The sequence below is a fragment of the Carboxydocella thermautotrophica genome (genome assembly GCA_003054495.1).
Classification (GTDB): Bacteria; Bacillota.
In genome coordinates this window covers 2,100,355-2,123,303 of record CP028514.1, presented here as the reverse complement: position 1 = coordinate 2,123,303, position 22,949 = coordinate 2,100,355, and the positions used below count along the sequence as shown (strand labels likewise).

Genomic DNA, 22,949 nt, shown 5'->3' with positions numbered 1-22,949 from the left:
TCTTGCCCGGTATTGTAGTATAGTAGTTGTGAAGTATTGGAGGTGAACTGGTTCTTGAAAGCGCTGAAAAGAATAATTCTGATTATCATGGTCTTCCTCAGTGTGGTAGGTCTGGTGGCATTGCCCTTTCTATTTGCCATAGTGCAGAATTGGACAGAAGTACGCCATTTATTACAGGTAGTTGACCTGGTAGAAGAAAATTATATTGAACCAGTGAATAGCGGGCGTCTGGTGGAGGGAGCAGCCAAAGGCATTGTTGAGGCGCTGGATGATCCCTATTCTGTTTACATGGATAGCAAAACTTTTAAACATTTGCAGGAACAGATTTCCGGGGCATTTGGCGGGGTCGGTATCCAGGTGGCCGTAAAAGACAAACATATTACAGTAATTGCGCCCATTAAAGGGACTCCTGCCTACCGGGCTGGCATTAAGGCCGGGGATGTGATTGCCAAAATTAACGGAGAAGATGCCCTGGATATGGATATTGAGCGGGCTGTGCAGCTGCTTAGGGGCAAGCCTGGTACAACGGTAAAAATCACGGTTGTACGCAAGAATGAAAGCAAACCCCTGGAGTTTACTCTGACCAGGGAGATTATCAATGTTCCCAGTGTGGATGGTAAATTATTGCCAGACCTGCCGGTGGCTTATATCAGCATCAGCATGTTCAATGAGCATACCGGTGATGAGCTGGTCAAGGTCCTGAATGATCTGAAAACCGAAGGGGATTATAAAGGCATAATTCTCGACCTCAGGGATAACCCCGGGGGTGAGTTGACCGCTGCTGTCAAAGTTGCTGACCAGTTTATTGGCAAGGGGCCGGTGGTAACCATCCGTGACCGGAAGGGAGTAGTACAGGTCGAGGAATCCGATGCCGGCAAACTCAATTTACCTCTGGTGGTACTGGTCAATGGCAACAGTGCCAGTGCTTCGGAAATAGTTGCTGGTGCGATCCAGGATTATCAAGCTGGGGTACTGGTTGGGACCAGGACCTTTGGTAAAGGGGTTGTTCAGACTATTTATCCCATCGATAACACCACTGGTCTTAAATTGACTACTTCCAAATATTTTACTCCCAAAGGCAGAGATATTCACAAAAAGGGAATCACTCCTGATATAGTTGTAGAACAGCCGGAAAACGGGGAGGACCTGCAGCTAGCCAAAGCCAAGGAAATAATCCGGGCTAAACTGTATTAATTTACGAGGGGAAAGGGGGCATTTTGATGCTGGTTGATGTATCTGACCTGTGGGTTATTGCCAAACAGGTCTTGCTCATCCCTTTTGAAGCCCCCGCTTCAGTACTGATTATCCTGGTTCTCCTCTTTCTTCTCCAAAAAAAGCAATTTAAACGCTATTTCGGGGATAGGGCCGGTTTACTGGCCTATAGCAAAGCCCTGGCCAGCCAGGCCCTCTGGGGTTTGGCTGGCGGAATCCTGGGCAGCTGGTTGCTGCTGGGCCTGGGCATTGATATTGATAGTCTGGGAGTACAGTGGCTCTGGCCCCTGGCTTTGATTCTGATGTTATTCCATCACCGCTTTTTATGTTTTTCCTATGCTGCCGGGATACTAACTCTGAGCAACCTGCTCTGGGGCTGGCCTGAAGTCAATGGTGTCCAGTTGATGTACCTGGTAGCTGTCCTGCATCTGCTGGAGGCAGTGCTGATCTGGTTTACCGGGGCCCGTTATGCGGCGCCCATTACTGTGGCCCATCCCCGCCAGGGTACGGTGGGAGGCTTTTATCTTCAGGCTTTCTGGCCCATTCCCCTGGTGATCTGGGTTCAATCCGGCGCTGATTTCTATCTTTTACCATTGCTGGCTGCTCTTGGCTATAGCGATTTGGCTCTGACCCGGCTGCCCTGGCAGCGGGCACGGCGTACAGCCTGGCAGTTAGCCGGTTTCAGTCTGGTGCTGGGCGGTTTGACCTGGCTGGCCAGTTTTTATCCCGGGCTATTGCCGCTGGCAGCCCTGTTCAGTCCCCTGGGACATGAACTGGTGGTGCACGCCAGTCCCCGGGAGGAAATGGCAGGCAAACCGCGCTGGCAATCCACTGCGGAACGGGGCTGGCAGGTACTGGCCACCCAGCCGGGCAGTTTTGCCGAGTGGCTGGGCCTGCGCCAGGGTGACTGGTTGTTGAATATCAACGGGCAGCCGGTGGGGGAAGATCTGCTAGCAGTTAGGGGCTGGGTGACGGTGGACTTTATTACCGCTCAGGGCCAATGGCAGCGCAAAATCGGCTTTCTGGCTCAGCACCATCAGTGGGGGATGACTCTTTCCCCGCGGGCGGAAGACCAGCCAGAAGTGCGGCTTTCCTTTGAAGGACTGGCGAAAAGGTTGTGGCAAAAACTGTTCCGGCAAAAGGAGGACTCCCGATGGATTTGACCCGGTTAGCGGAACAGGCGTTAGCATGCAATAAATGCGGGTTGAGGCAACAGGCTACCCAGGTGGTTTTCGGGGAAGGCAATCCCCGGGCTGATCTGATGTTTATCGGGGAAGGGCCGGGAGCGGAAGAAGACCGGCAGGGGCGACCCTTTGTCGGGGCTGCGGGTCAGCTGCTGACCCGGATGATTAGTGCCATGGGCTGGCGGCGGGACCAGGTCTATATCGCCAATATCGTCAAATGTCGGCCGCCGGGCAACCGCGTCCCTAAACCGGAAGAGGCCCGGGCCTGTTTGCCCTGGCTATATCAACAAATCGACCTGGTGCAGCCGAAAATTATCGTCTTGCTGGGCAGTACAGCTCTGCAAAATCTGATCAAACCCGGGGCGGCTATTACTCAATATCGCGGGCGCTGGTTTGTTGATGAACGCGGTATCTGGGTTATGCCCACCTATCATCCGGCTGCTTTGCTGCGGGATCCGGCCAAAAAGGCAGAATGCTGGCAGGATTTACAACAGGTGATGGCCGCCCTGGAGTATATGGGACTTCATCCTAATTCATACTAAGGATGAAGTCTTTTTTAATGGGGTGGATGAACATGGGCCGTCGCATTGTTGCTTTTTCGCTTGTGCTCCTGGTCGTGTTGACGGGCGGTTGTGGTTTGTTGAAAAAGGCCAAAAAGCCACTCAGCAAAAAAGAAAATGAAATTCCCATCGGAGTCGCCATGGCTAACATGGCGGGGGATGGCTATCCCTTTTTCAAAAAGGAGATGGACAAAGGAGCAAAGCCTGCCAAAGTCAAGCTGCTCTGGCAGGATGCCAAAAATGATGGTCCGACTCAGGCAGTACAGGTGGAAAAACTATTAGAGAAAAAAATCAAGGCCCTGGTTCTGCTGCCGGCGGATGCCGCCATTGCCAGAGATATAGTCAGCAAAACTGCGCAGAAAAAGGTTAAGGTTCTGATCCTGGAGAATTTGCCCCGTGACGTCAATGCCGATGGTTTTTTGTCTCCAGACTGGTTGCGGGCAGGGGAATTGCAGGGGGAGCTGTTAGTAAAGCAAAAATTCAAAGGCAATCTCCTGGTTTTGACAGCAGCGCAGCCTTCCATGGTGGAAGAAGCCCTGTTTGCTGGCTTGCAACGCAGCCTGCAGGGGCTAACGGGAATAAAGGTAAAACAAGCCCCGCTGGATGTAACTGGTAAGCCGGAAGATGTAGCCACACGGGCATATGAGGCATTAAAAAGCCAGACAGGCATTCAGGGTATAGTGGTTCAGCATAGTTTGCTGGTCCCAGGACTGATCAAATACCTCAAGGAGAAAAAGGAAAAGCAGGAAACTCTGCCAGTGACGGTGGCCCTGGGGGCCAGCAAAGAAGGGGCGGCAGCTATCGCCGGCGACCTGCTGACAGCAGACGTAGACACCCGGCCCGATTTACTGGCCTATTATGCTCTGGCGGGGGCCAGCAAACTGGCCAAAAAGGAAATGCTGGAATATGATCAGAAAATCAAAAATGATGGGGCGGATGTGCCGGTCAAAGTTATTCCGGTACGCCTGATTCGCAAGGATAATCTCTATCTGCTGGAAGAACGCTGGGGTAAGATTAAACCCCTTGCCGTCAAAAGCGGCTCCGGTAGCCAGGGAGATTCTAAATCCGGAGAAAGCGAAAAGAAAGGTCAAAGTGCAGGGGAAAGCACGCCCAGTAAAATAAAGATAAAAGGCAAGGAAGGCAAAACCCTGGAACTGGAGTTGAAACCCGGGGAGAGCCTGGAGCTGGAGATAGATGGGGAAATCAAGGCCATGAAACGGGTGAAAGGAGAAGAACAGGAAGGACAGCAGGGAGGCACAGAATCAGGTCAGGGAACATAAGATAAAGCAGTAACCCGAAGCAAAGCGGGGGAGGAGCCATGTTTTACCATCCCTATGACCTGGTAGCCAGGCATATGGTCAATAACTGGTCTGGCTGGACCTTAATGCCCGGAGGAGGAAAAACTCCGGATAAACCGGAATTGGTGGAATTTGATGATCGCCTTTTTTTCTTTGTTCGTGGGCTTAATGATGGCCTCTGGATAAATAGCCTGCGGCCCTTTAATCCCAGCCCTTTCAGCGGCTGGCGGGAAGTGCCAGGAGGCGGTAGGGCCCGCAGTGGACCAGGAGCGGCGGTGTATCGCAATCGCCTTTACCTGGTAGTAAGGGGCTTAAATGATGGGATCTGGTATAACCGGATGGATGATGATGAAGACTGGGACGGTTGGATAGAAGTGCCCGGCGGTGGCCGCACGACGGGCAGCCCGGAGGCTGTGAACTATGGCGGTTTCCTCTGGGTGTTTGTCCGCGGAACTGACAACCGTATCTACTCTAATCGGCTCAACCGCGATGGAATCTGGAGCGGCTGGTCGGAGGTGCCTGGCAATGGCCGTACTTTGTCCGGGCCCGGTGCAGCCAGTTATCGCGGCTATCTCTACCTGTTTGTTCGCGGTACTGATGACCGCATTTATCTCAACCGCCTGTCACCCCTGGGGATCTGGAGCGGCTGGTCAGAGGTTCCCGGCGGCGGCTTGACCCTGGCGGAACCGGAGGCGGTGGTATTCCGCTCGGAATTGAACCTATTTGTCAGAGGCACGGATAATGGTATTTACCAGAATATCCTGCGTCGGGACCTCGGGAGCGGCTGGTCGGAAGTCCCCGGTCAGGGTCGTACTCCTTCCGGACCGGCAGCGGAAAACTTCCGCAACTTGCTCTGGCTGGTGGTGCGGGGGATGGATGACAGCATATATTTTAATGTCAAAGTCTTTTAACCCGGTTTTGGCCGGGCTTTTTGTTTACTCGGAGACAATTTCGCTGTATCATATACTATGTGAGAACAAATATACGGAGTTGAAGGCAGATGGAGTTTAAGCTAAAATCCGAGTTTACCCCCAAAGGGGACCAGCCGGAGGCTATAGCCCGGCTGGTAGAGGGGTTAAATAAAGGTTATCGCTATCAGACCCTGCTGGGTGCTACCGGCACCGGCAAAACCTATACCATGGCCCAGGTAATCGCCCGGGTACAGCGGCCGACCCTGGTGATTGCTCACAATAAAACCCTGGCAGCCCAGCTGGCCAGTGAGTTCAAGGAATTTTTCCCGGACAATGCGGTCGAGTATTTTGTCAGCTATTATGATTATTATCAGCCAGAGGCCTATATTCCTCAGACTGATACTTATATCGAAAAAGATGCCTCTATCAATGATGAAATCGACAAATTGCGCCATTCGGCCACGGCAGCCCTGTTTGAGCGGCGGGATGTCATTATTGTGGCCAGTGTTTCCTGTATCTACGGCCTGGGTTCCCCCCAGGAATACCGGGAAAACATGTTTTCCCTGCGGCCGGGGCAGATCTGGGACAGGGAGCAGATTTTACACCGCCTGGTAGACATGCAGTATAATCGCAATGACCTCAATTTTACCCGGGGTACATTCCGGGTGCGGGGAGATGTAGTCGAAGTTTTCCCGGTCGCCTCCAGTGAGCGGGCCATTCGGCTGGAACTGTTCGGGGATGAACTGGAGCGCATAGTGGAGTTCGACCCCCTGACCGGAGAAATTTTCGGGGAGCGCCGGCATGTGGTGTTTTTTCCGGCCTCTCACTATGTGACCGGTCGTGAGACATTGGAGCGGGCCCTGGCTTCCATTGAAGCAGAGCTGAAAGAAAGGCTGGAAGAACTGCGGGCTCAGAATAAACTGCTGGAAGCCCAGCGGCTGGAGCAGCGGACCCGGCATGACCTGGAGATGCTGAGGGAAATGGGCTTTTGCCAGGGGATTGAAAACTATTCCCGGCATTTAACAGGGCGGACGCCGGGGGAACCGCCTTATACCTTGCTGGACTATTTCCCGGATGACTTTTTGATTATGGTGGACGAATCCCATGTCACTATTCCCCAGATCGGAGCCATGTATGAAGGGGATCGCTCCCGCAAACAGGCCCTGGTGGATCACGGTTTCCGTTTGCCCTCTGCCTTTGATAACCGACCCTTGAAGTTTAGCGAGTTTGAGCAGAAAATCAATCAGATTATTTTCGTTTCTGCTACCCCCGGTCCCTATGAACTGGAAAAGAGTGCGCAAATAGTGGAACAGATCATCCGTCCCACCGGATTGCTGGATCCGGAAATTCATGTTCGTCCCACTAAAGGGCAGATCGATGACCTGGTAGGGGAAATCCGGCAACGAGTGGAACGGGATGAGCGGGTGCTGGTCACTACCCTGACCAAGAAAATGGCGGAGGACCTGACTGATTACTTGCGGGAACTGGGCATCAAAGTCCGTTACCTGCATTCGGATATTAAAACCCTGGAGCGCATGTTGATTTTGCGCGATCTGCGCCTGGGGGTCTTCGATGTCCTGGTTGGCATTAACTTACTCAGAGAAGGCCTGGATTTGCCGGAGGTAAGCCTGGTCGCCATTCTGGATGCTGACAAGGAAGGTTATCTCCGTTCTGAACGGTCCCTGATTCAGACCATCGGCCGGGCGGCTCGCAATGCCAATGGTCAGGTGATCATGTATGCTGACCGTATTACCGATTCCATGGCCAGAGCCATCCAGGAGACCAACCGCCGCCGCAGTAAACAGATGGCTTACAACCAGGCCCATGGCATTGTGCCCCAGACGGTGCGCAAGGCGGTCCGGGATGTAATTGAGGCCACCCAGGCGGTAGCCGAAGCAGCGGCTAAATATGGTGAATCCACTGGCAAGAAGAAAAAGCTGAACAAAAGAGAGGTAGACAAACTGCTGCGGCAACTGGAGAAAGAAATGAAAGAGGCTGCCCGGCGCCTGGAATTTGAGCGGGCAGCGGAATTGCGGGATGCTATCCTGGAATTGCGCGCAGAATACCTGAGCTAAACAGGAGGTTAACAGCATTGATTAAAGATATTGTTGTAAAAGGTGCCAGAGTTCATAATCTGAAGAATATAGATATTACCATCCCCAGGGACAAGCTGGTGGTGCTCACCGGTTTATCCGGTTCCGGCAAGTCCTCTCTGGCCTTTGATACCATCTATGCCGAGGGCCAGCGCCGTTATGTGGAAAGCCTTTCCGCCTATGCCCGGCAGTTTCTGGGTCAGATGGACAAGCCGGATGTGGATTACATTGAGGGACTATCCCCGGCTATATCCATTGACCAGAAAACCACCAGCCGCAACCCCCGTTCCACGGTGGGTACGGTGACGGAAATCTATGACTACCTGCGGCTGTTGTTTGCCCGCATCGGTCGTCCCCATTGCCCCCGCTGCGGCCAGCCCATTCAACAGCAAAGCCTGGACCAGATGCTGGACCAGATTCTGGGCCTGCCGTCAGCCAGCCGCCTGCAGATCCTGGCTCCCCTGGTACGAGGGCGTAAAGGGGAACATGCCAAACTGCTGGAGGAAATTCGCAAACAGGGATATGTCAGGGTGCGGATAGATGGGCAGATTTATGACCTGAATGAACCCATCAGCCTGGAAAAGAATAAAAAGCACACCATTGAGGTGGTGGTGGACCGGATTGTGCTGAAGGAAGGCATTCGCCAGCGCCTGGCCGATTCCCTGGAAGTGGCCCTGAAGCTGGGGGAAGGGATTGCAGTGGTGGATGTAATTGGCGGCGAAGAACTAACTTTCAGTGAAAATTTCGCCTGTATCGATTGCGGTATCAGTATCGAGGAAATTGCGCCCCGGCTGTTTTCCTTCAACTCCCCTTTTGGGGCCTGTCCGGAATGTACGGGGCTGGGGCAGAAGATGGAAATCGATCCGGAGCTGGTGATTCCGGACCCGGAAAAAAGCATCGCTGAAGGGGCGATCCTCCCATATAGCAGCAGCACTAACCAGTGGATGTGGCAACTGCTGGCGGCGGTGGGCAAACACTTTGGTTTTGATCTCCATACCCCCATCAGCCGTTTTACCCCTGAACAAAAAAAGGTCCTCCTTTATGGTGCTCCGGGGCAGAAAATCCACTGGACCTTTTACAGCAGTTATGGTCGCAAACATACCATGGATTCGGTCTGGGAGGGGATCATTCCCAACCTGGAGCGGCGTTACCGGGAATCCACTTCCGAGAGCGTCAAGGCGGAAATTGAGGAATACATGACCACCAAACCCTGTCCGGCCTGTCAGGGAGCCCGCCTGAAGCCGGAAGCCCTGGCCGTGCTGGTGGGAGGCAAGAACATCCGGGAAGTGACTGACCTTTCGGTGGAAGAGGCCCTGCGCTTCTTTGAGGAATTAGCGCTGACTGAGCGGGAACAGCTGATTGCCCGTCAGATCCTCAAGGAAATCAAGGCGCGCCTGGGTTTTCTCAATAATGTGGGTCTGGATTACCTGACCCTGAGCCGGGCGGCCCATACCTTATCCGGAGGTGAAGCCCAGCGCATCCGGCTGGCCACCCAGATCGGTTCCGGCCTGGTAGGAGTGCTCTATATTCTGGATGAACCCAGCATCGGCTTGCACCAGCGGGACAATGACCGCCTGCTGGCTACCCTGAAACAGCTGCGGGACCTGGGCAATACCCTGCTGGTGGTGGAACACGATGAAGATACCATTCTGGCCGCCGACCATGTCATCGATATCGGCCCTGGAGCCGGGGCCAATGGCGGGGAAGTGGTGGCCCAGGGGACAGTGGCGGAAATCATGGCCAATCCCCGCTCCCTGACCGGTCAGTATTTGAGTGGCAAAAAACGCATTCCGGTGCCGGCCCTGCGTCGGCCCCCCAATGGCAAATATCTGGAGATCATCGGGGCCCGGGAGAATAACCTGAAAAACCTGAATGTCCGCATTCCCCTGGGGGTATTTGTCTGTGTCACCGGGGTTTCCGGTTCCGGCAAATCCACTCTGGTCAATGAAATACTCTACAAGGGAGTTGCTGCCCATCTTTATCGGGCCAAGGATAAGCCCGGTGCCCATCAGGAAATCCGGGGCCTGGAGCATATCGACAAAGTAATCGATATCGACCAGTCCCCTATTGGCCGTACTCCCCGCTCCAATCCGGCTACCTATACCGGGGTCTTTGACGCTATTCGGGAGGTTTTCAGCCAGACTCCGGAAGCCCGGGTGCGAGGTTATAAGGCCGGAAGATTCAGTTTCAATGTTAAGGGGGGCCGCTGTGAAGCCTGCAGCGGGGATGGGATTATCAAGATTGAGATGCATTTCCTGCCCGATGTCTATGTCCCCTGTGAGGTATGCAAAGGCAAGAGGTATAATCGGGAGACGCTGGAAGTGAAGTACAAAGGCAAAACCATCGCTGATGTGCTGGAAATGGTAGTGGATGAGGCGGTGGAATTTTTCCAGAATATCCCCAAAATCCACCGTAAACTCAAGACCCTGCAGGATGTGGGCCTTGGCTATATCAAACTGGGGCAGCCGGCCACCACCCTGTCCGGCGGGGAAGCCCAGCGGGTCAAGCTGGCTACCGAGCTCAGCCGCCGCAGCACCGGCCGCACTCTTTATATTCTGGATGAGCCCACCACCGGTTTGCATATGGCTGATGTGGACAAACTATTACAGGTACTACACCGGCTGGTGGAAAACGGTGACACGGTGGTGGTGATCGAACACAACCTGGATGTAATTAAAACCGCCGATTATATCATCGATCTGGGGCCGGAAGGAGGCAATAAGGGCGGAGAGATAATCGCCCAGGGCACTCCCGAGGAAGTGGCGGCCCAGCCTCAGAGTTATACCGGCCAGTTCCTGGCCCGGCTGCTGGCCCGGGAGCGCCAGCTAGCATAAAGAGGGAGGTAGTTAACATGAAGGTAAACATTAAATGGCAGGGGAAAATGCATTTTCTAGGGCGGGGGGCCCAGGAGGTGGATATTCCCATCGATGCTGCTCCGGCTGCCGGTGGTGAAGGCAAAGGCGCTTCGCCCATGGAGTTATTGCTAATGGGGGTTGCGGGCTGTACCGCCATTGATATTGTCTCCATTCTGGAGAAAATGCGCCTCAATTTGCAGGATTTTGTCGTAGAGGTTGAAGGGGAGCGGGCTGCTGATCACCCCAAAGTATTTACTGAAATCACCCTGGTTTACAGGGTCTGGGGCGAAATTCCAGAGGAGAAGCTGGTCAAGGCCATTGAACTGTCCCTGGATAAATACTGCAGTGCTTCTAACACCGTCAAAGGGGTAGCTAAAATCAATTATCGCTACGAAATTAACGGGGTGGTATGATGAAAAAACGGCAGTGCTGGAGCTGGCTGCTGTTTTTCTCCTTGCTGCTCGGCGGATGCAGCTTGCCCGGTATGGGGCCAGCTGCCGAGGATTTGAGCAAAGCAGCAAGCCAGTTTGCTGAAGCCCGCCTGAGCCGGGAGGAACAGAGTTTGCGCAATACCCTGACCACGGTCCGACGGAGTCAGGTAGCGGAAATCTTAGGCCCCCTTAATCCCCACTGGGTCGGCTATCAAATCGGAGCAGTGGATACAGAGCAAAAAACAGTGACTGTCCGCTGGCAGGAAACCTACTCCGACCGCAGTTATACCCGGGTCTATCAAAGCCGGCTCAAACTGAAAAAAGAGGAAGGCCAGTGGCGGGTAGATGGCATTGAGGACCTGACCCCCGACTGGCTGGTAACCGCCCGGGATATTGCCCTGGTATTGCAGCAAAAGGGCGGGCAGGCCCGTACCCTGCTGTCCCTGGAACAATTGCCCAATGTAGCTTCTCCCCTGGGGGCGGAGCCGGGGACGGAATTCGGTGTTGGGCGGGAAGGCTTTGGCCCCCTGGCCCTGCGGCCGGATGGGAAGGAGCTGGCCCTGTCCACCCGCGGCCTCCATGCCTTTATTGCCCTGCTGCCGACTGAAGCTGCTGCCAGGCCGGCCTTAAAGCCCCTGGATTTGTACTTTGAAGGAGGAGTGGCGGCTCTGGCCTGGTCACCGGAGGGCAAATATCTGGCAGCCAATCTGGATACGCCTGCCGGGACCCGGCGTCTGGTAATTTATGAGCCGGGAGTGAAAAAGGTGTTGAAAACCCCTTTTGATGAGCAGTTTCCCTGGACTAACTATGATTTGAATTTTCTCTACTGGCTGCCGACTGGTCCGGAGCTTTATTTCCGGGTGACGGCGGCTCAGGGGACTGTACCCCAGCAGGGGGCAGAAGGAATCTGGAAATGGTCCCTGGCTACGGGGAAGCTGGAACAGGTGAAGAAATGAGAAACCAGGCCTTGCCGGTAAACCGGTCAGGCCTGGCTTTTTTAATTACCTCGTCATAATCTATTTAAAGAGTAACTGCTTTTCTATAAATTTCGTTTTTAGAATTAGAAGAGAGTATCTTCTCTATAAAGAATGAAGAAACTAAATAAGCAGGGAGGCTTATGCCAATGTGTAGGAAAGTGAACTTGTAGCCTAAAGAGGCAATTTCAAAAAGTACAATAGGGAGTTTTGTGCTTGACCATACTCCTAAAAAAAATAATACATAAGCTAGACGAGCGCCTTTTTTTAATAAAAGGGCAGCAATAGGGAAGGCTGCATATAAGGGTCCAGCAGCTGCTGTGCCTAAGAAAAATGCAACGGCTATTCCTTTTATTCCTGAATGCTGTCCCATGTATTTTATCATAGTTTCTTTTGGTGTCCATACATCTAATAGTCCAACGAGGACAAAGGTAGGAGGAAGTATTTTGAGCATGGTTATTATGTTTGAAAGAAAAATGCTAAAGGCCTTTGTTCCTGTAGGTTTATCATAAAAATAAATAGCAATTGTAATAATAAATAAAAAGATGGCCCATTTGTATTTTTTGACTATAATCATTTATTCATCACCTGACTTATCAAAAAAGTAAAGAGTATACATATGATAAGGGCTAACCCGTTTCTCAGTATTGCAGTAGGTTTATTAAAATATTTGATCTCGGCAGGAAGGGTTGCAATTCCTACCGCCATAAGGGTTGATACAAAGGCAGCAACTTGAGTGTAACCGGCACCATTGCTTAATAAAGTAGCCCCAAGGGGAAAGGCGATAAAGCTTGGAATTAATGTAATGGAGCCTATAGACAAAGCAATGATAACACCTAGTATTCCTGACTGTTTACCAATGATTTTAGAAACAGTAGGAGGATTGATGATGGATAAGGATATTCCTACAAAAAACATAATAGACAATACTTCAGGTAATAAATTTAAAAAAGAATTTTTTGCCTTAATTAAGGCTTGTCTTGTTTTCTTTTTATCTTTAATAAACGAAAAAAGTAAACCTATAGAAGCTATATAAAGAATAAAATTATCCATTTATTTTTCCTCCTGAACAAACATTTTTTTATAGTGGGATAAAAAAAACTGTAAATTTTTAATTCTTTGCTGAATATCTTCGTTGTATTCTGCTAGTTTTTCTAATCCCAGAGGAGTTATTTTGTACCATTTCTTTGGAGGGCCTGGTTCTGTTGTATCCCAATAGGCAGTAACTGCATTCATTTTTAAAAGGTCTTTTAAAGCTCTATACAAGGCCGCACCATCAATATTGTTATAAGGTAGTCTTTCGTTCATCTTATTTAAAAGCATTGAACCATAGGCTGGTTCTTCTGCTAACAACAATAAAACGAATGCAGGTACATGACGACCATATTTACCATTTGACATTGAATTTCACCCTTTCGATATAATAATTATATAAAAAGATGGAGACATTCCTTTTACGCAATCACCAAATTAACTATTGACAAAACCCCGCTTTTTGTGTAACATAGAACATGCAATCCGGCGGCGTGGCGAAGTGGTAACGCAGCGGTCTGCAAAACCGAGATGCGTCGGTTCGATTCCGACCGCCGCCTCCATCTGACTGCTGAAGCTGAGTTTTCGTAAGATTTACGAAACTCAGCTTTTCTGCATAAGGGGACCTTTCCCGTCGGACACTATCCATAAGGAGGTGGCCGACCGTGGAACCTTATGCCATTGGCTCAGCCAGTGATACCAACCTGTTGAAAAAACACCTGTTACAGCAGTTTGACCGGCTGAAAGAAGAAGGCTTTCGCTTTGCCCTGAATGAATTTACATCCGGAGAATATACCTTCCTGGGTTTATCGGTCCACGATACTGGCCAGTTAGGTTATGCCGACAAGGAAATTCGCCAGATCATCCGCCATTTTGTGGCCGGGGCCGTGGCCGACCTGATTGTGGACCGCTGGGAAGAGGATTTGCTCTGGGGCTATATTCACAGCAACTACTATTACTTTGCCCCGGAAGAACAGCATCGCATCTTTGCCCTGGCCTGGCGGGAACTGAATGGGGAAGGACAGGAGCAGCTGGTGGTGCGCAAGCTGTTACGTAAGAACCGGATTACCGCCAAAGTGCTGGATTATCTGGCTACCAATCAAGAACTGGTAGTAGATGGCTTTTTGCGTTTTCGTTTACAGGAATATTTGCAGGAACTGGAACAGGCAGTGGAAAATGCCGTTGATGCCTTTCTTTTGGATCGGGAGTACCAGGAGTTCATCCGCCTGTTGCGCTACTTTGTCGACATCCAGGAACCGCGCACCCCGGAAGTCCATATTTTTTTTCCCCTCGACCGCCAGTTCCGCCTGGAAGACAGGGAGGGAGGGGCCCTGGCGGAGGATTTCGTGGATGACTGGTTGCAATACCAGCCGCCCAGTGAAATAAACCTGGATGACATCCTGGTTAGTGCCTTGATTACACTGGCTCCCGAACGGCTAATTATCCACAAAACCCCGGCCAACCGGCTCAAAACCAGGGGGATGCTGAAGGAGATTTTCGGCACCCGCTTGCAGGAGTGCTCAGGCTGCCATCGCTGTCTGGTCCATTAAACGAGGAGGGCTTGGCTTGTTACCGAAATGGGTAGTTTTGCCCCTGATTGGGGCTCTGATCGGATATGCTACTAACTACATTGCAGTGCGCATGTTATTCCGACCACGGCGGGCCTGGCATTTTCCCCTGATCAATTTTACTCTGCAGGGACTGATCCCCAAGCGTCAGGCGGAACTGGCCCGGGTGATCGGCCAGATTGTGGCGGAAGAGCTGCTGACAGCGGAGAAACTGGCGGAGGAATTGCGTCAGGTTATATTGAAACCTTCGGTTTTGCAGGCGATCAATCAGGGGGTGAAAAAGAGGGCGCTGGAAAAATTGCCTTCCTTTTTGCCTTTAGCCATGCGGACAGTGGCGGTGGAGTTAATCGGTGAGCTGGTGGATAAAGAGATACCGGCCTTACTGGGCAAAACCCTGGACAAGCTGGAGGGCCAGGTGGTGCAGGACCTGGAGCTGGCCCGGCTGGTGGAGGAGAAAGTGCTGGCCCTGGACCTGGACCAGCTGGAACAGCTGATCCTGAAGATTGCCGCCCAGGAATTGCGGCATATTGAAGTGCTGGGCGGAGTGCTGGGATTTTTTATCGGGCTCTTGCAGATTCTGTTTATTTAGGATATAATGTATAATCAAGTGAAAGCGAGGATGGGGATAAGTAGTCTCTCTTACCTCCTTCCAGAGAGGCGGGGTCACCGGCTGCAAGCCCTGCCAGGGAGAGGAGCAGATGAAACCACCCCGGAGTGCCGTTGCCAAAACCGGTTGGTGAGTAGTGACGGACGGCGCCCGCCGTTATCGGGATGGAGAGGTTTTGCCAGCTGGCAAAACAATTTGGGTGGAACCGCGGAAGCAGAGCTTTCGTCCCATAGGGATGAAAGCTTTTTATTTTTGGTTTGCAGAAAAAGGGGGTTTAATCAATGGCTGAACAGTTAGAGATTACTTTGAAAGATGGCTCAGTGCGAGAGTATCCGCAGGGAACTACAGTAGCAGAGGTAGCGGCCAGTATCGGCCGGGGTTTGGCCAAAGCCGCTCTGGCGGGGAAAATGAATGACAGGATTATCGATTTGCATCAGCCTTTACCTGGTTCGGGGGCGCTGGAGATTATCACAGCTGAGAGCCCGGAAGCGCTGGAAATCCTGCGCCATAGTGCCGCTCATATTATGGCGGCTGCCGTGCAGAAACTTTACCCTGGTACTAAATTTGGGATTGGTCCGGCCATCGCCGATGGTTTTTACTATGACTTTGACAGCCCCCATACCTTTACTCCCGAGGATTTTGCCGCTATCGAGGCGGAAATGGCCCGATTGGTCAAAGAGGATTTGCCCTTTATCCGTAAGGAAATCAGCCGGGAGGAGGCGCTGGCCCTGTTCGGGAAACGGGGAGAAATCTACAAGGTGGAGATCATCAATGACCTGCCGGAAGATGCGGTGATCAGCATTTACCAGGTGGGGGATTTTGTTGACCTCTGTGCCGGGCCCCATTTGCCCTCCAGTGGCCGGATCAAGGCTTTCAAGATCATGAGCATTGCCGGAGCCTACTGGCGGGGCAGTGAAAAGAACAAGATGCTGCAGCGCCTTTATGCTACTGCCTTTTTCAAAAAGGAAGACCTGGAACAGTATCTGTTCCGGCTGGAAGAGGCCAAACGCCGGGATCATCGCAAAATCGGCCAGGAATTGAAGCTGTTTGATATTATGGATGAAGGCCCTGGTTTTCCTTTCTTCTTCCCCAAAGGGATGATAATTCGCAATGAACTGGAGAGTTTCTGGCGGGAAGAGCATCGCAAGGCGGGTTATCAGGAAATCCGTACTCCTATCATCCTGAACCGGCAGCTCTGGGAGCGTTCTGGCCACTGGGCCCACTACAAAGAAAATATGTATTTTACTAAAATCGATGACGAAGATTATGCTGTCAAACCGATGAACTGTCCTGGAGCTATTCTGGTCTACCGGTCCCAGCTCCATTCCTATCGGGATTTGCCCTTGCGCTATGGGGAAATGGGGCTGGTCCATCGCCATGAAAAATCGGGGGTATTACATGGCTTGATGCGGGTGCGCTGTTTTACCCAGGATGATGCCCATATCTTCATGTTGCCAGAGCAGATTAAGGACGAAATTCTGGGAGTAATCGAGCTAATCGACAAATTTTACTCCACTTTCGGCTTCGAATACAAAGTGGAATTGTCCACCCGACCGGAGGACTCCATGGGGTCAGATGAGATCTGGGAGCTGGCTACCAGTGCCCTGCGGGAGGCGCTGGAGGCCAGAGGGATGGAATACAAGGTCAATGAAGGGGATGGCGCCTTTTACGGACCTAAAATTGACTTCCACCTCAAGGATTGCCTGGGCCGGACCTGGCAGTGCGGTACCATTCAGCTGGACTTCCAGATGCCGGAGAAATTTGACCTGACCTATGTGGGTGAAGATGGGCAAAAACACAGGCCGGTAATGATTCACCGGGTGGTCTTTGGCTCTATCGAGCGTTTTATTGGCATTCTGACCGAACATTTTGCCGGGGCTTTCCCGGTGTGGCTGGCACCGGTTCAGGTTAAGCTGTTGACTGTAACCGACCGGGCCCGGGATTACGCCGTGAAACTGTATCAGCAGCTGCAGGGGGCTGGCATCCGGGTAGAGCTGGATGACCGCAATGAAAAGATTGGCTACAAAATCCGGGAGGCCCAGCTGGAGAAAGTCCCCTATATGCTGGTACTGGGGGACAGGGAAGTGGAAGCTGGTACCGTTGCCGTACGGCGTCGGGGCCAGGGAGATCTGGGCAGCATGACTCCGGAAGAACTGCAGGAAAGGGTCTTGCTGGAAATTCGGGAAAAAGCTCTTGACTAATCCCGGTCTGGATGTTATACTATGCTGAGTGAGACAACCAAGCAGAAGCCATCCGCTTCTCACCTCAGGACAGCGGGTCACTGAGGTTGATAGGGTCGAACATTACGGCTTGGCCGTAGAGTGAGGACTTTCAGGCGGATGGATATCCATCCGCCTTTTTGTAATTTCAGCAGGAGGTGACTGATTATTAGCAAGGAATTGCGTATCAATGAGGAGATCCGGGTCAAGGAAGTCCGCGTAGTGGACGAAAACGGGGAACAGCTGGGCATCATGCCTATCAAGGATGCCCTGCGCATTGCGGCCGAGCGTAATCTCGACCTGGTGGAGGTGGCTCCTACTGCCAAACCGCCGGTGTGCCGGATTATGGATTACGGCAAATACCGTTATGAGCAGTCTAAACGGGAAAAGGAAGCTCGGAAAAAACAGAAAGTGATCAGTGTTAAGGAAATTAAGCTGCGTCCCAGTATTGAGCAGCATGATTTTGAAGTTAAAGCCAATCATGTCCTGCGCTTTCTGAAGGATGGCGACAAAGTCAAGGCCACCATCATGTTCCGGGGCCGGGAAATCACTCACCCCGAGCTGGGCCAACAGCTGCTGGAACGGCTGGCCGACTATGTCCGGGACTATGCCGTTGTGGAACGGGCCCCCAAAGTGGAAGGCAGGAATATGATAATGATTCTTGCACCAAAACAACACGACTAGGGAGGAGGATCCTGCTATGCCGAAGATGAAAACCCACCGCGGTGCAGCTAAACGTTTCAAGAAAACCGGAACTGGAAAGTTCAAAAGAAGAAGAGCTTTCCACAGCCATATTCTGGAGAAGAAAGCTCCGGCTCGCAAGCGCCGTTTGCGCACTGCTACAGTAGTTGACAAAACCAATGAAAGAAAACTGCGGGTCTTGTTGCCCTACTAAAGGAGGTAAAGGTCAATGCCGCGCGTTAAAGGTGGTACCGTAACACGGAGAAGACATAAAAAGATTTTGAAACTGGCCAAAGGCTACTGGGGTGCTAAGTCCAAGAAATTCCGCATGGCTAACCAGCAGGTGATGAAGTCCCTGATGTATGCCTACCGGGACCGGAAGGATCGCAAGGGCGAATTCCGCAAACTGTGGATTGCCCGGATCAATGCTGCTGCCCGGATGAATGGCATCTCCTATAGCCGCTTGATCAATGGCCTGAAAAAGGCCGGTATCGAAATCAACCGGAAGATGCTGGCCGACCTGGCTGTCAATGATATGCAGGCTTTCAGCCAGCTGGTGGAAAAAGCCAAGGCCAGCCTGTAATTGCAAGCTGAATACCGGGTAAGAATAGAAAAGGGTATGGCATTGCCATGCCCTTTACATCTTTGACGAAAAACCCTGAAAAAACCGGGGAGGCGCATTTTATGCGAAGGATTTGGACCTGGCTGACAGCTCCGGCCAGGGTACTGGTAATTGGTTTTGCAACTGTTATTTTGCTGGGTGCTTTCCTGCTTACCTTACCCATTGCCACTAAAAACGGGCAGGGCTTAGCTTTTGTGGATGCCCTGTTTGAAGCCACTTCAGCCGTTTGCGTAACTGGACTGGTAGTGGTGGATACAGCCACCACCTTTACCCTGTTTGGGCAGATTGTGTTGCTCAGCCTCATTCAAATAGGGGGACTGGGCTTTATGACCATGACCGCCTACATCTTTGTTTTGCTGGGGCGGAAAATTGGGTTAAAGGAACGGATCCTGATCAGGGAATCTCTGAACCAGTGGTCATTACAGGGGATGGTCAAGCTGGCCCGGTATGTGCTGGTTACCACAATTATCATTGAAGGCACAGGTGCCCTTTTGATTGCATATTTTCTGCATGAGCGCCTGGGCTGGGGACAAGCTCTCTGGTATGGTATCTTTCATGGTATAAGCGCATTTTGCAATGCCGGGTTTGACCTGTTCGGCAATTTTTCCAGTCTTACCAGTGAAGTTGGTAACTGGGGCCTCAATCTGACGGTGATGGCTCTGATTACCATGGGCGGTTTGGGCTTTGCTGTTATTGCTGAAATTCACCGGGGGAAACACCGGAAATGGAAACAGTTGTCCCTGCACAGTAAAATGGTTTTTGCTATATCTTCGGCTCTGGTGATCATTGGTGCGGTTGCCGTATATTTTCTGGAATTCAGTAACCCCTTTACTTTGCGGCCCCTGGCCTGGGATACCAAAATTCTGGCCAGTCTCTTTCAGGCAGTTACCCCGCGTACTGCCGGTTTTAATACCCTGGATCTGGCCCATATCCGTCCGACTACGGTTATCATCCTGATTATGCTGATGTTTATCGGGGCTTCCCCGGGGTCGACCGGGGGCGGGATCAAGACCACCACCTTCGGAGCCCTGGCTGCGGCAGTCTGGTCTGTGGTAAGGGGCAAAACGGAAGTGGAAGTGTTTGAACGCCGTTTGGGCCAGGAAATAATCTACCGGGCCATGGCCATCACTGCCCTGGCCATTGGTGTAGTCAGTTTGGTCAGCATGATTCTGACCGTCACAGAGGAAGCGGATTATCTTACTGTCCTGTTTGAGACAGTGTCTGCTTTCGGCACTGTGGGGTTAACCCTGGGGCTTACTCCTAAACTATCTCTGGCCGGGAAACTGCTGATCACCATGACTATGTTTATCGGGCGGCTGGGGCCCCTGACCATGTTTATGGCTCTGGCCCAGATGGAAAAGCCGAATCTGATCAGACATCCAGAAGAGAAGATTCTGGTGGGTTAAAAGGAGGCAGGCAAAATGCAACAATTTGCCGTTATTGGTTTGGGGCGTTTCGGCACCGCAATGGCTAAGACCCTGACGACTATGGGGCATGAGGTACTGGCGGTGGACAAGGATGAAGACCGGGTGCAGGAAATCCGCGATTTTGTTACCCATGCTGTGGAAGCGGACGTACTGGATGAAGCTGTCTTGCGGGAACTGGGCCTGACCAACTTCGACAAGGTTATCGTGGCGATCGGGGCCGATGTGCAGGCCAGCATTCTGGTTACTGTCATGCTGAAAGAAATGGGAGTAAAAAAAGTAATCGCCAAAGCCCAGAATGAACTGCATGGCAAGGTGCTGGCCAGGGTAGGAGCTGACCAGGTGGTATATCCGGAACGGGATATGGCCGTCAGGGTAGCGCAAAACCTGGTTTCCTGCAATGTGCTGGATCATATTGAACTTTCCCGGGATTACAGTATCCTGGAAATCATTGCCCCCGATGACCTGGTGGGGAAGACACTGGCGCAGTCCAATATTCGTAACAAGTACAAGGTTAACATCATGGCTATTAAGCGCGGGGAGGAAATCATCGTCGCTCCCGGCGGTCAGACCATGATTATGAATAATGATATCCTGGTAGTGATCGGAGATAACAAATCCCTGAAAAAACTGCGGATGGAGGGCTAAAAGTGATAATTACCTCCACAGCCAATCCGGAAATCAAGGAGCGGGCTCGCCTGCTGACAGCCAGAGGGCGCCGCGAACAGCAAGCTTTTCTGGTGGAAGGAGTGCGCTTGCTGGAAGAAGTCCTGAAAGCCGATTATCCGGTTACTAAAGTTTATTATACCGCTGTCGGGATTGGTAAAGAGCGGGGACAGGCCTTGTTTCGGCAGTTAAAGGAACGAGCCATTCCTTGCCAGGAGGTTAGTGAAGGGGTGCTGGCCAAACTCAGTGCCACTGAGACGCCGCAGGGTCTGGTGGCGGTGGTGCCGGTACGGCAGCAGGATTTTACCCTCCCCCGGCCTGGGCGGGGAATAATACTGGTGCTGGATGGGATTCAGGATCCAGGTAATCTGGGGACCATCATTCGCACTGCCTTTGCCGCCGGTATCAGGGAGGTTTGGACCACCCCGGACAGCTGCGACCTGTATAATCCTAAAACGGTACGGGCCACCATGGGTGCCATCTTTCACCTGCCCTGCCGGGAGTTGACCGACAGCCTGGCCGCTGTTCGGGCAGCAGCAGAACTGGGCTGGTGGGTAACAGCTACTGCCCTGGAAGGAGCAGTGCCCTATTACCGGTTAGACTGGCGACAGCCCCGCTTGCTTTTGCTGGGCAATGAAGGCCGGGGGTTGAGTCCTGAATTGCTGGCTCTGGCCCGGGAGCGGGTAACCATTCCCATGCCGGGAGGGGCCGAATCCCTGAATGTGGCTGTGGCTGCCGGTATCCTGATGTATGAAACCATTCGTCAGAACTCCGCCGTTTAGGCGGGGGTTTGCCTGTCGGGCCTCGGTGGGTGAAATGCTGCGCATAGCCAGGGAAAAAGGTAAAGGACTGTAAAAAAGAGCCCGGAGATGGGCTCTTTTTTAATGGGCGGCTTCCGGCAGCACAGACTGAAAAATATCCATACCTTCGGGAGTGATATGGATAAAGGTGCGTCGTTCAGGGTCACGCCCCCCTTTGCTGTAGAGCTGTTCATAATATTCCCGGATCATACGATGGGCGGAGAATTTTTCCCGGGACATTTCGATACTGGCCCGCATCATCCGGCCCCAGCGGTCCTTGTCTTCATAGTAGGTGGGGATTACTTCATTGACCAGAATATGATAGAGGGCCTTCAGATCCTCGGCGTCCTGATCCCAGTGGGCGGCATTTTTCTCAATTACATGGTCCAGCAGCCAGCCGCTGATACCATGCTGGGGACCTTCGGCTACCCAGCCATCCACGACACTCAGGTTCAGCACTCCATTCATGGCAGCCTTCATGCCCGAAGTACCGCTGGCTTCTAAGGGCCGCCTGGGGTTATTGAGCCAGACATCACAGCCCTGAACCAGGTATTTGGCCACTTCCATGTTGTAGTTTTCCAGGAAGACGACGGCATCGCCAAAGCGGCGGTCCATTTTGACCAGGTCGGCGATAATATTTTTGCCATGTTCATCAGCAGGATGAGCTTTACCGGAAAAGACCAGCTGCAATTTGCCGTTCAGCAGCAGGGGCTCGATCAGGGAAGTATTGCGAAAAATCAGGTCCGAGCGTTTATACGGGGCAGCCCGCCGGGCAAATCCTACCAGCAGGGCACTGGGATTTAAAGGCGTACCGGTACGCTGGCGGATGAAATCGATTAAGCGCTGTTTGGCTGCCTGGTGGGCCGGCCAGAGACTTTGTCCCTTCTGATAGGCATCCCAGATGGCCGGATCCTGCCAGGTGCGATCATGTACTCCATTGGTGACGGAAATGATGGGGGCAGAATTGCTTACCTCCTTCCACATCCGGCGGGCTACTTCCCCGTGGATACGGGAGACTCCGTTAGCAATACAGGAGAGCCGCAAACCGGCTACCGTCATCCCGAAGGGATCGCCACCAATCATTTTCATTTGCTCATAAGTCAGGCCATTATATGCGCCCATATATTGTAACAGGCCGTGATCATGGATTTCATTGCCTGCCGGCACCGGAGTATGGGTGGTAAACACTATCTGCCGCCGGGCGGCCCGCCAGGCTTCCTGAAAAGAGAGGCCCTGGGCCATTTTTTCCCGGACCAGTTCCAGCCCGGCAAAAACGGCGTGGCCTTCATTGAAATGATAAATATCCACTTCTATGCCCAGGGCCCTCAGAGCCCGCACTCCGCCGATACCCAGCACAATTTCCTGGGCCACCCGGTCCTGGTTGCTGCCGCCGTAGAGTTTGGAGGTAATCCAGCCGTGACGGCTGCCGGGATAGTTGGTGTCCAGCAGGTATAGGGGAGCATTGCCATACTGGTCCACTTTTTTGATGCGGCAAACCACTTCCTCGCCCCGCACATTCACGGTAACCGTTACACCTGTGTCCTGCAGGAAACTGTAGTCATAAGTCGGGAAAACATCATAGGGACGACCATCGGCCCCGATGTATTGTTCAGTATAATCCTGAGCCCAGAGGATACCGATACCTACTACCGGCAAGCCCATGTCCCGGGCCGCCTTGAGATAATCACCGGCTAAAATTCCCAGTCCACCGGCATAAATAGGGAGCTGGGGGTGAAGACCATATTCCATACAAAAATATGCTACCCTGGGCAGGGTTTTTTGTTGCTGGTACTGCAAAGTTTCTCGCCTCCT

22 protein-coding genes, 1 tRNA gene and 1 other annotated feature are annotated in these 22,949 nt (G+C 52.3%); of the genes, 19 read left to right on the top strand and 4 right to left on the bottom strand.

Translation table 11 applies throughout. The features are described 5' to 3' along the window. Positions 1-42: 42 nt before the first annotated feature. The 9 genes from CTH_RS10555 to CTH_RS10515 all read left to right on the top strand — a co-directional run bounded on the left by CTH_RS10555 (position 43) and on the right by CTH_RS10515 (position 11,500). Entirely contained in the window at positions 43-1,194 is a 1,152-nt protein-coding gene (locus CTH_RS10555) for a S41 family peptidase (RefSeq protein WP_318262676.1), read from the top strand. 26 nt (positions 1,195-1,220) lie between these two features. Further along, positions 1,221-2,375: a hypothetical protein gene (locus CTH_RS10550; RefSeq protein ID WP_078665534.1), complete on the top strand. Its 1,155-nt coding sequence runs from the start codon at positions 1,221-1,223 to the stop codon at positions 2,373-2,375. Beyond that, positions 2,366-2,938, top strand: coding sequence for a uracil-DNA glycosylase (locus CTH_RS10545; RefSeq protein WP_078665535.1), 573 nt, complete (start codon positions 2,366-2,368; stop codon positions 2,936-2,938). The genes CTH_RS10550 and CTH_RS10545 overlap by 10 nt, the downstream gene beginning before the upstream one ends. Positions 2,939-2,970: 32 nt before the next feature. After that, positions 2,971-4,236, top strand: coding sequence for a sugar ABC transporter substrate-binding protein (locus CTH_RS10540; RefSeq protein WP_159073862.1), 1,266 nt, complete (start codon positions 2,971-2,973; stop codon positions 4,234-4,236). A gap of 38 nt (positions 4,237-4,274) precedes the next feature. Further along, positions 4,275-5,165 (top strand): DUF8189 domain-containing protein, encoded by an 891-nt coding sequence (locus CTH_RS10535; RefSeq protein WP_107753832.1) that lies wholly within the window; start codon positions 4,275-4,277, stop codon positions 5,163-5,165. Between the two features lie 89 nt (positions 5,166-5,254). Beyond that, positions 5,255-7,240 (top strand): excinuclease ABC subunit UvrB, encoded by a 1,986-nt coding sequence (gene uvrB / locus CTH_RS10530; protein ID WP_107753830.1) that lies wholly within the window; start codon positions 5,255-5,257, stop codon positions 7,238-7,240. 17 nt (positions 7,241-7,257) lie between these two features. Next, the gene (gene uvrA / locus CTH_RS10525; RefSeq protein WP_107753828.1) at positions 7,258-10,092 is read left to right on the top strand and encodes an excinuclease ABC subunit UvrA; all 2,835 of its coding nucleotides are present in this window, start codon (positions 7,258-7,260) and stop codon (positions 10,090-10,092) included. 17 nt (positions 10,093-10,109) lie between these two features. Continuing rightward, the gene (locus tag CTH_RS10520; RefSeq protein ID WP_078665540.1) at positions 10,110-10,526 is read left to right on the top strand and encodes an OsmC family protein; all 417 of its coding nucleotides are present in this window, start codon (positions 10,110-10,112) and stop codon (positions 10,524-10,526) included. After that, positions 10,526-11,500: a hypothetical protein gene (locus CTH_RS10515; RefSeq protein ID WP_107753826.1), complete on the top strand. Its 975-nt coding sequence runs from the start codon at positions 10,526-10,528 to the stop codon at positions 11,498-11,500. The genes CTH_RS10520 and CTH_RS10515 overlap by 1 nt, the downstream gene beginning before the upstream one ends. A gap of 64 nt (positions 11,501-11,564) precedes the next feature. Here the strand turns inward: CTH_RS10515 and CTH_RS10510 are convergent, their stop codons facing one another. Genes CTH_RS10510 through CTH_RS10500 form a run of 3 tightly spaced genes read right to left on the bottom strand, consistent with a single transcriptional unit; the run spans position 11,565 to position 12,919 of the window. Then, positions 11,565-12,095: a permease gene (locus tag CTH_RS10510; protein ID WP_078665542.1), complete on the bottom strand. Its 531-nt coding sequence runs from the start codon at positions 12,093-12,095 to the stop codon at positions 11,565-11,567. Then, positions 12,092-12,571, bottom strand: coding sequence for a VIT1/CCC1 transporter family protein (locus CTH_RS10505; protein ID WP_078665543.1), 480 nt, complete (start codon positions 12,569-12,571; stop codon positions 12,092-12,094). The genes CTH_RS10510 and CTH_RS10505 overlap by 4 nt, the downstream gene beginning before the upstream one ends. Beyond that, positions 12,572-12,919: a PadR family transcriptional regulator gene (locus CTH_RS10500; RefSeq protein WP_079906396.1), complete on the bottom strand. Its 348-nt coding sequence runs from the start codon at positions 12,917-12,919 to the stop codon at positions 12,572-12,574. It lies immediately after the preceding gene. Positions 12,920-13,038: 119 nt separating this feature from the next. Here CTH_RS10500 and CTH_RS10495 point away from each other — a divergent pair. The 10 genes from CTH_RS10495 (at position 13,039) to CTH_RS10450 (ending at position 21,119) form a co-directional block, all read left to right on the top strand. Next, positions 13,039-13,113, top strand: a tRNA-Cys gene (locus CTH_RS10495). 102 nt (positions 13,114-13,215) lie between these two features. Beyond that, complete coding sequence (ytxC, locus tag CTH_RS10490) at positions 13,216-14,100, top strand: putative sporulation protein YtxC (RefSeq protein ID WP_159071929.1); 885 nt, start codon at positions 13,216-13,218, stop codon at positions 14,098-14,100. Positions 14,101-14,116: 16 nt separating this feature from the next. Continuing rightward, positions 14,117-14,707 carry a DUF445 domain-containing protein gene (locus CTH_RS10485; RefSeq protein WP_078665546.1) on the top strand — a complete coding sequence of 197 codons (591 nt, stop codon included), beginning with the start codon at positions 14,117-14,119 and terminating at the stop codon, positions 14,705-14,707. A gap of 18 nt (positions 14,708-14,725) precedes the next feature. Beyond that, positions 14,726-14,958, top strand: a binding site (T-box leader). Between the two features lie 48 nt (positions 14,959-15,006). After that, the gene (gene thrS / locus CTH_RS10480) at positions 15,007-16,926 is read left to right on the top strand and encodes a threonine--tRNA ligase (RefSeq protein ID WP_078665547.1); all 1,920 of its coding nucleotides are present in this window, start codon (positions 15,007-15,009) and stop codon (positions 16,924-16,926) included. Positions 16,927-17,130: 204 nt separating this feature from the next. Continuing rightward, complete coding sequence (gene infC / locus CTH_RS10475; protein WP_242946648.1) at positions 17,131-17,628, top strand: translation initiation factor IF-3; 498 nt, start codon at positions 17,131-17,133, stop codon at positions 17,626-17,628. A gap of 16 nt (positions 17,629-17,644) precedes the next feature. After that, positions 17,645-17,839 (top strand): 50S ribosomal protein L35, encoded by a 195-nt coding sequence (rpmI, locus tag CTH_RS10470; protein WP_078665549.1) that lies wholly within the window; start codon positions 17,645-17,647, stop codon positions 17,837-17,839. 15 nt (positions 17,840-17,854) lie between these two features. Then, positions 17,855-18,208: a 50S ribosomal protein L20 gene (gene rplT / locus CTH_RS10465; RefSeq protein ID WP_078665550.1), complete on the top strand. Its 354-nt coding sequence runs from the start codon at positions 17,855-17,857 to the stop codon at positions 18,206-18,208. Positions 18,209-18,309: 101 nt separating this feature from the next. After that, on the top strand, positions 18,310-19,653 hold the full coding sequence (locus tag CTH_RS10460; RefSeq protein WP_107753823.1) for a TrkH family potassium uptake protein: 1,344 nt from the start codon (positions 18,310-18,312) through the stop codon (positions 19,651-19,653). 15 nt (positions 19,654-19,668) lie between these two features. Then, positions 19,669-20,319, top strand: a complete 651-nt coding sequence (locus tag CTH_RS10455; protein ID WP_078665552.1) for a potassium channel family protein — start codon at positions 19,669-19,671, stop codon at positions 20,317-20,319. A gap of 2 nt (positions 20,320-20,321) precedes the next feature. After that, positions 20,322-21,119, top strand: coding sequence for a TrmH family RNA methyltransferase (locus CTH_RS10450; protein WP_107753821.1), 798 nt, complete (start codon positions 20,322-20,324; stop codon positions 21,117-21,119). Positions 21,120-21,218: 99 nt separating this feature from the next. Here CTH_RS10450 and glgP read toward each other — a convergent pair whose 3' ends face one another. Next, on the bottom strand, positions 21,219-22,886 hold the full coding sequence (gene glgP, locus CTH_RS10445) for an alpha-glucan family phosphorylase (protein WP_318262822.1): 1,668 nt from the start codon (positions 22,884-22,886) through the stop codon (positions 21,219-21,221). Positions 22,887-22,949: the final 63 nt, after the last annotated feature.

Excerpts from the sequence above, each read along its gene's own strand:
- CTH_RS10515 (WP_107753826.1), top strand. The coding sequence starts at position 10,526 with ATGAAAAAACGGCAGTGCTGGAGCTGGCTGCTGTTTTTCTCCTTGCTG.
- glgP (WP_318262822.1), bottom strand. The coding sequence starts at position 22,886 with ATGGAATATGGTCTTCACCCCCAGCTCCCTATTTATGCCGGTGGACTG.
- rplT (WP_078665550.1), top strand. The coding sequence starts at position 17,855 with ATGCCGCGCGTTAAAGGTGGTACCGTAACACGGAGAAGACATAAAAAG.
- thrS (WP_078665547.1), top strand. The coding sequence starts at position 15,007 with ATGGCTGAACAGTTAGAGATTACTTTGAAAGATGGCTCAGTGCGAGAG.
- CTH_RS10510 (WP_078665542.1), bottom strand. The coding sequence starts at position 12,095 with ATGATTATAGTCAAAAAATACAAATGGGCCATCTTTTTATTTATTATT.
- CTH_RS10545 (WP_078665535.1), top strand. The coding sequence starts at position 2,366 with ATGGATTTGACCCGGTTAGCGGAACAGGCGTTAGCATGCAATAAATGC.
- CTH_RS10520 (WP_078665540.1), top strand. The coding sequence starts at position 10,110 with ATGAAGGTAAACATTAAATGGCAGGGGAAAATGCATTTTCTAGGGCGG.
- CTH_RS10500 (WP_079906396.1), bottom strand. The coding sequence starts at position 12,919 with ATGTCAAATGGTAAATATGGTCGTCATGTACCTGCATTCGTTTTATTG.
- CTH_RS10535 (WP_107753832.1), top strand. The coding sequence starts at position 4,275 with ATGTTTTACCATCCCTATGACCTGGTAGCCAGGCATATGGTCAATAAC.
- uvrB (WP_107753830.1), top strand. The coding sequence starts at position 5,255 with ATGGAGTTTAAGCTAAAATCCGAGTTTACCCCCAAAGGGGACCAGCCG.
- CTH_RS10455 (WP_078665552.1), top strand. The coding sequence starts at position 19,669 with ATGCAACAATTTGCCGTTATTGGTTTGGGGCGTTTCGGCACCGCAATG.
- CTH_RS10540 (WP_159073862.1), top strand. The coding sequence starts at position 2,971 with ATGGGCCGTCGCATTGTTGCTTTTTCGCTTGTGCTCCTGGTCGTGTTG.
- CTH_RS10460 (WP_107753823.1), top strand. The coding sequence starts at position 18,310 with ATGCGAAGGATTTGGACCTGGCTGACAGCTCCGGCCAGGGTACTGGTA.
- rpmI (WP_078665549.1), top strand. The coding sequence starts at position 17,645 with ATGCCGAAGATGAAAACCCACCGCGGTGCAGCTAAACGTTTCAAGAAA.
- CTH_RS10505 (WP_078665543.1), bottom strand. The coding sequence starts at position 12,571 with ATGGATAATTTTATTCTTTATATAGCTTCTATAGGTTTACTTTTTTCG.
- CTH_RS10550 (WP_078665534.1), top strand. The coding sequence starts at position 1,221 with ATGCTGGTTGATGTATCTGACCTGTGGGTTATTGCCAAACAGGTCTTG.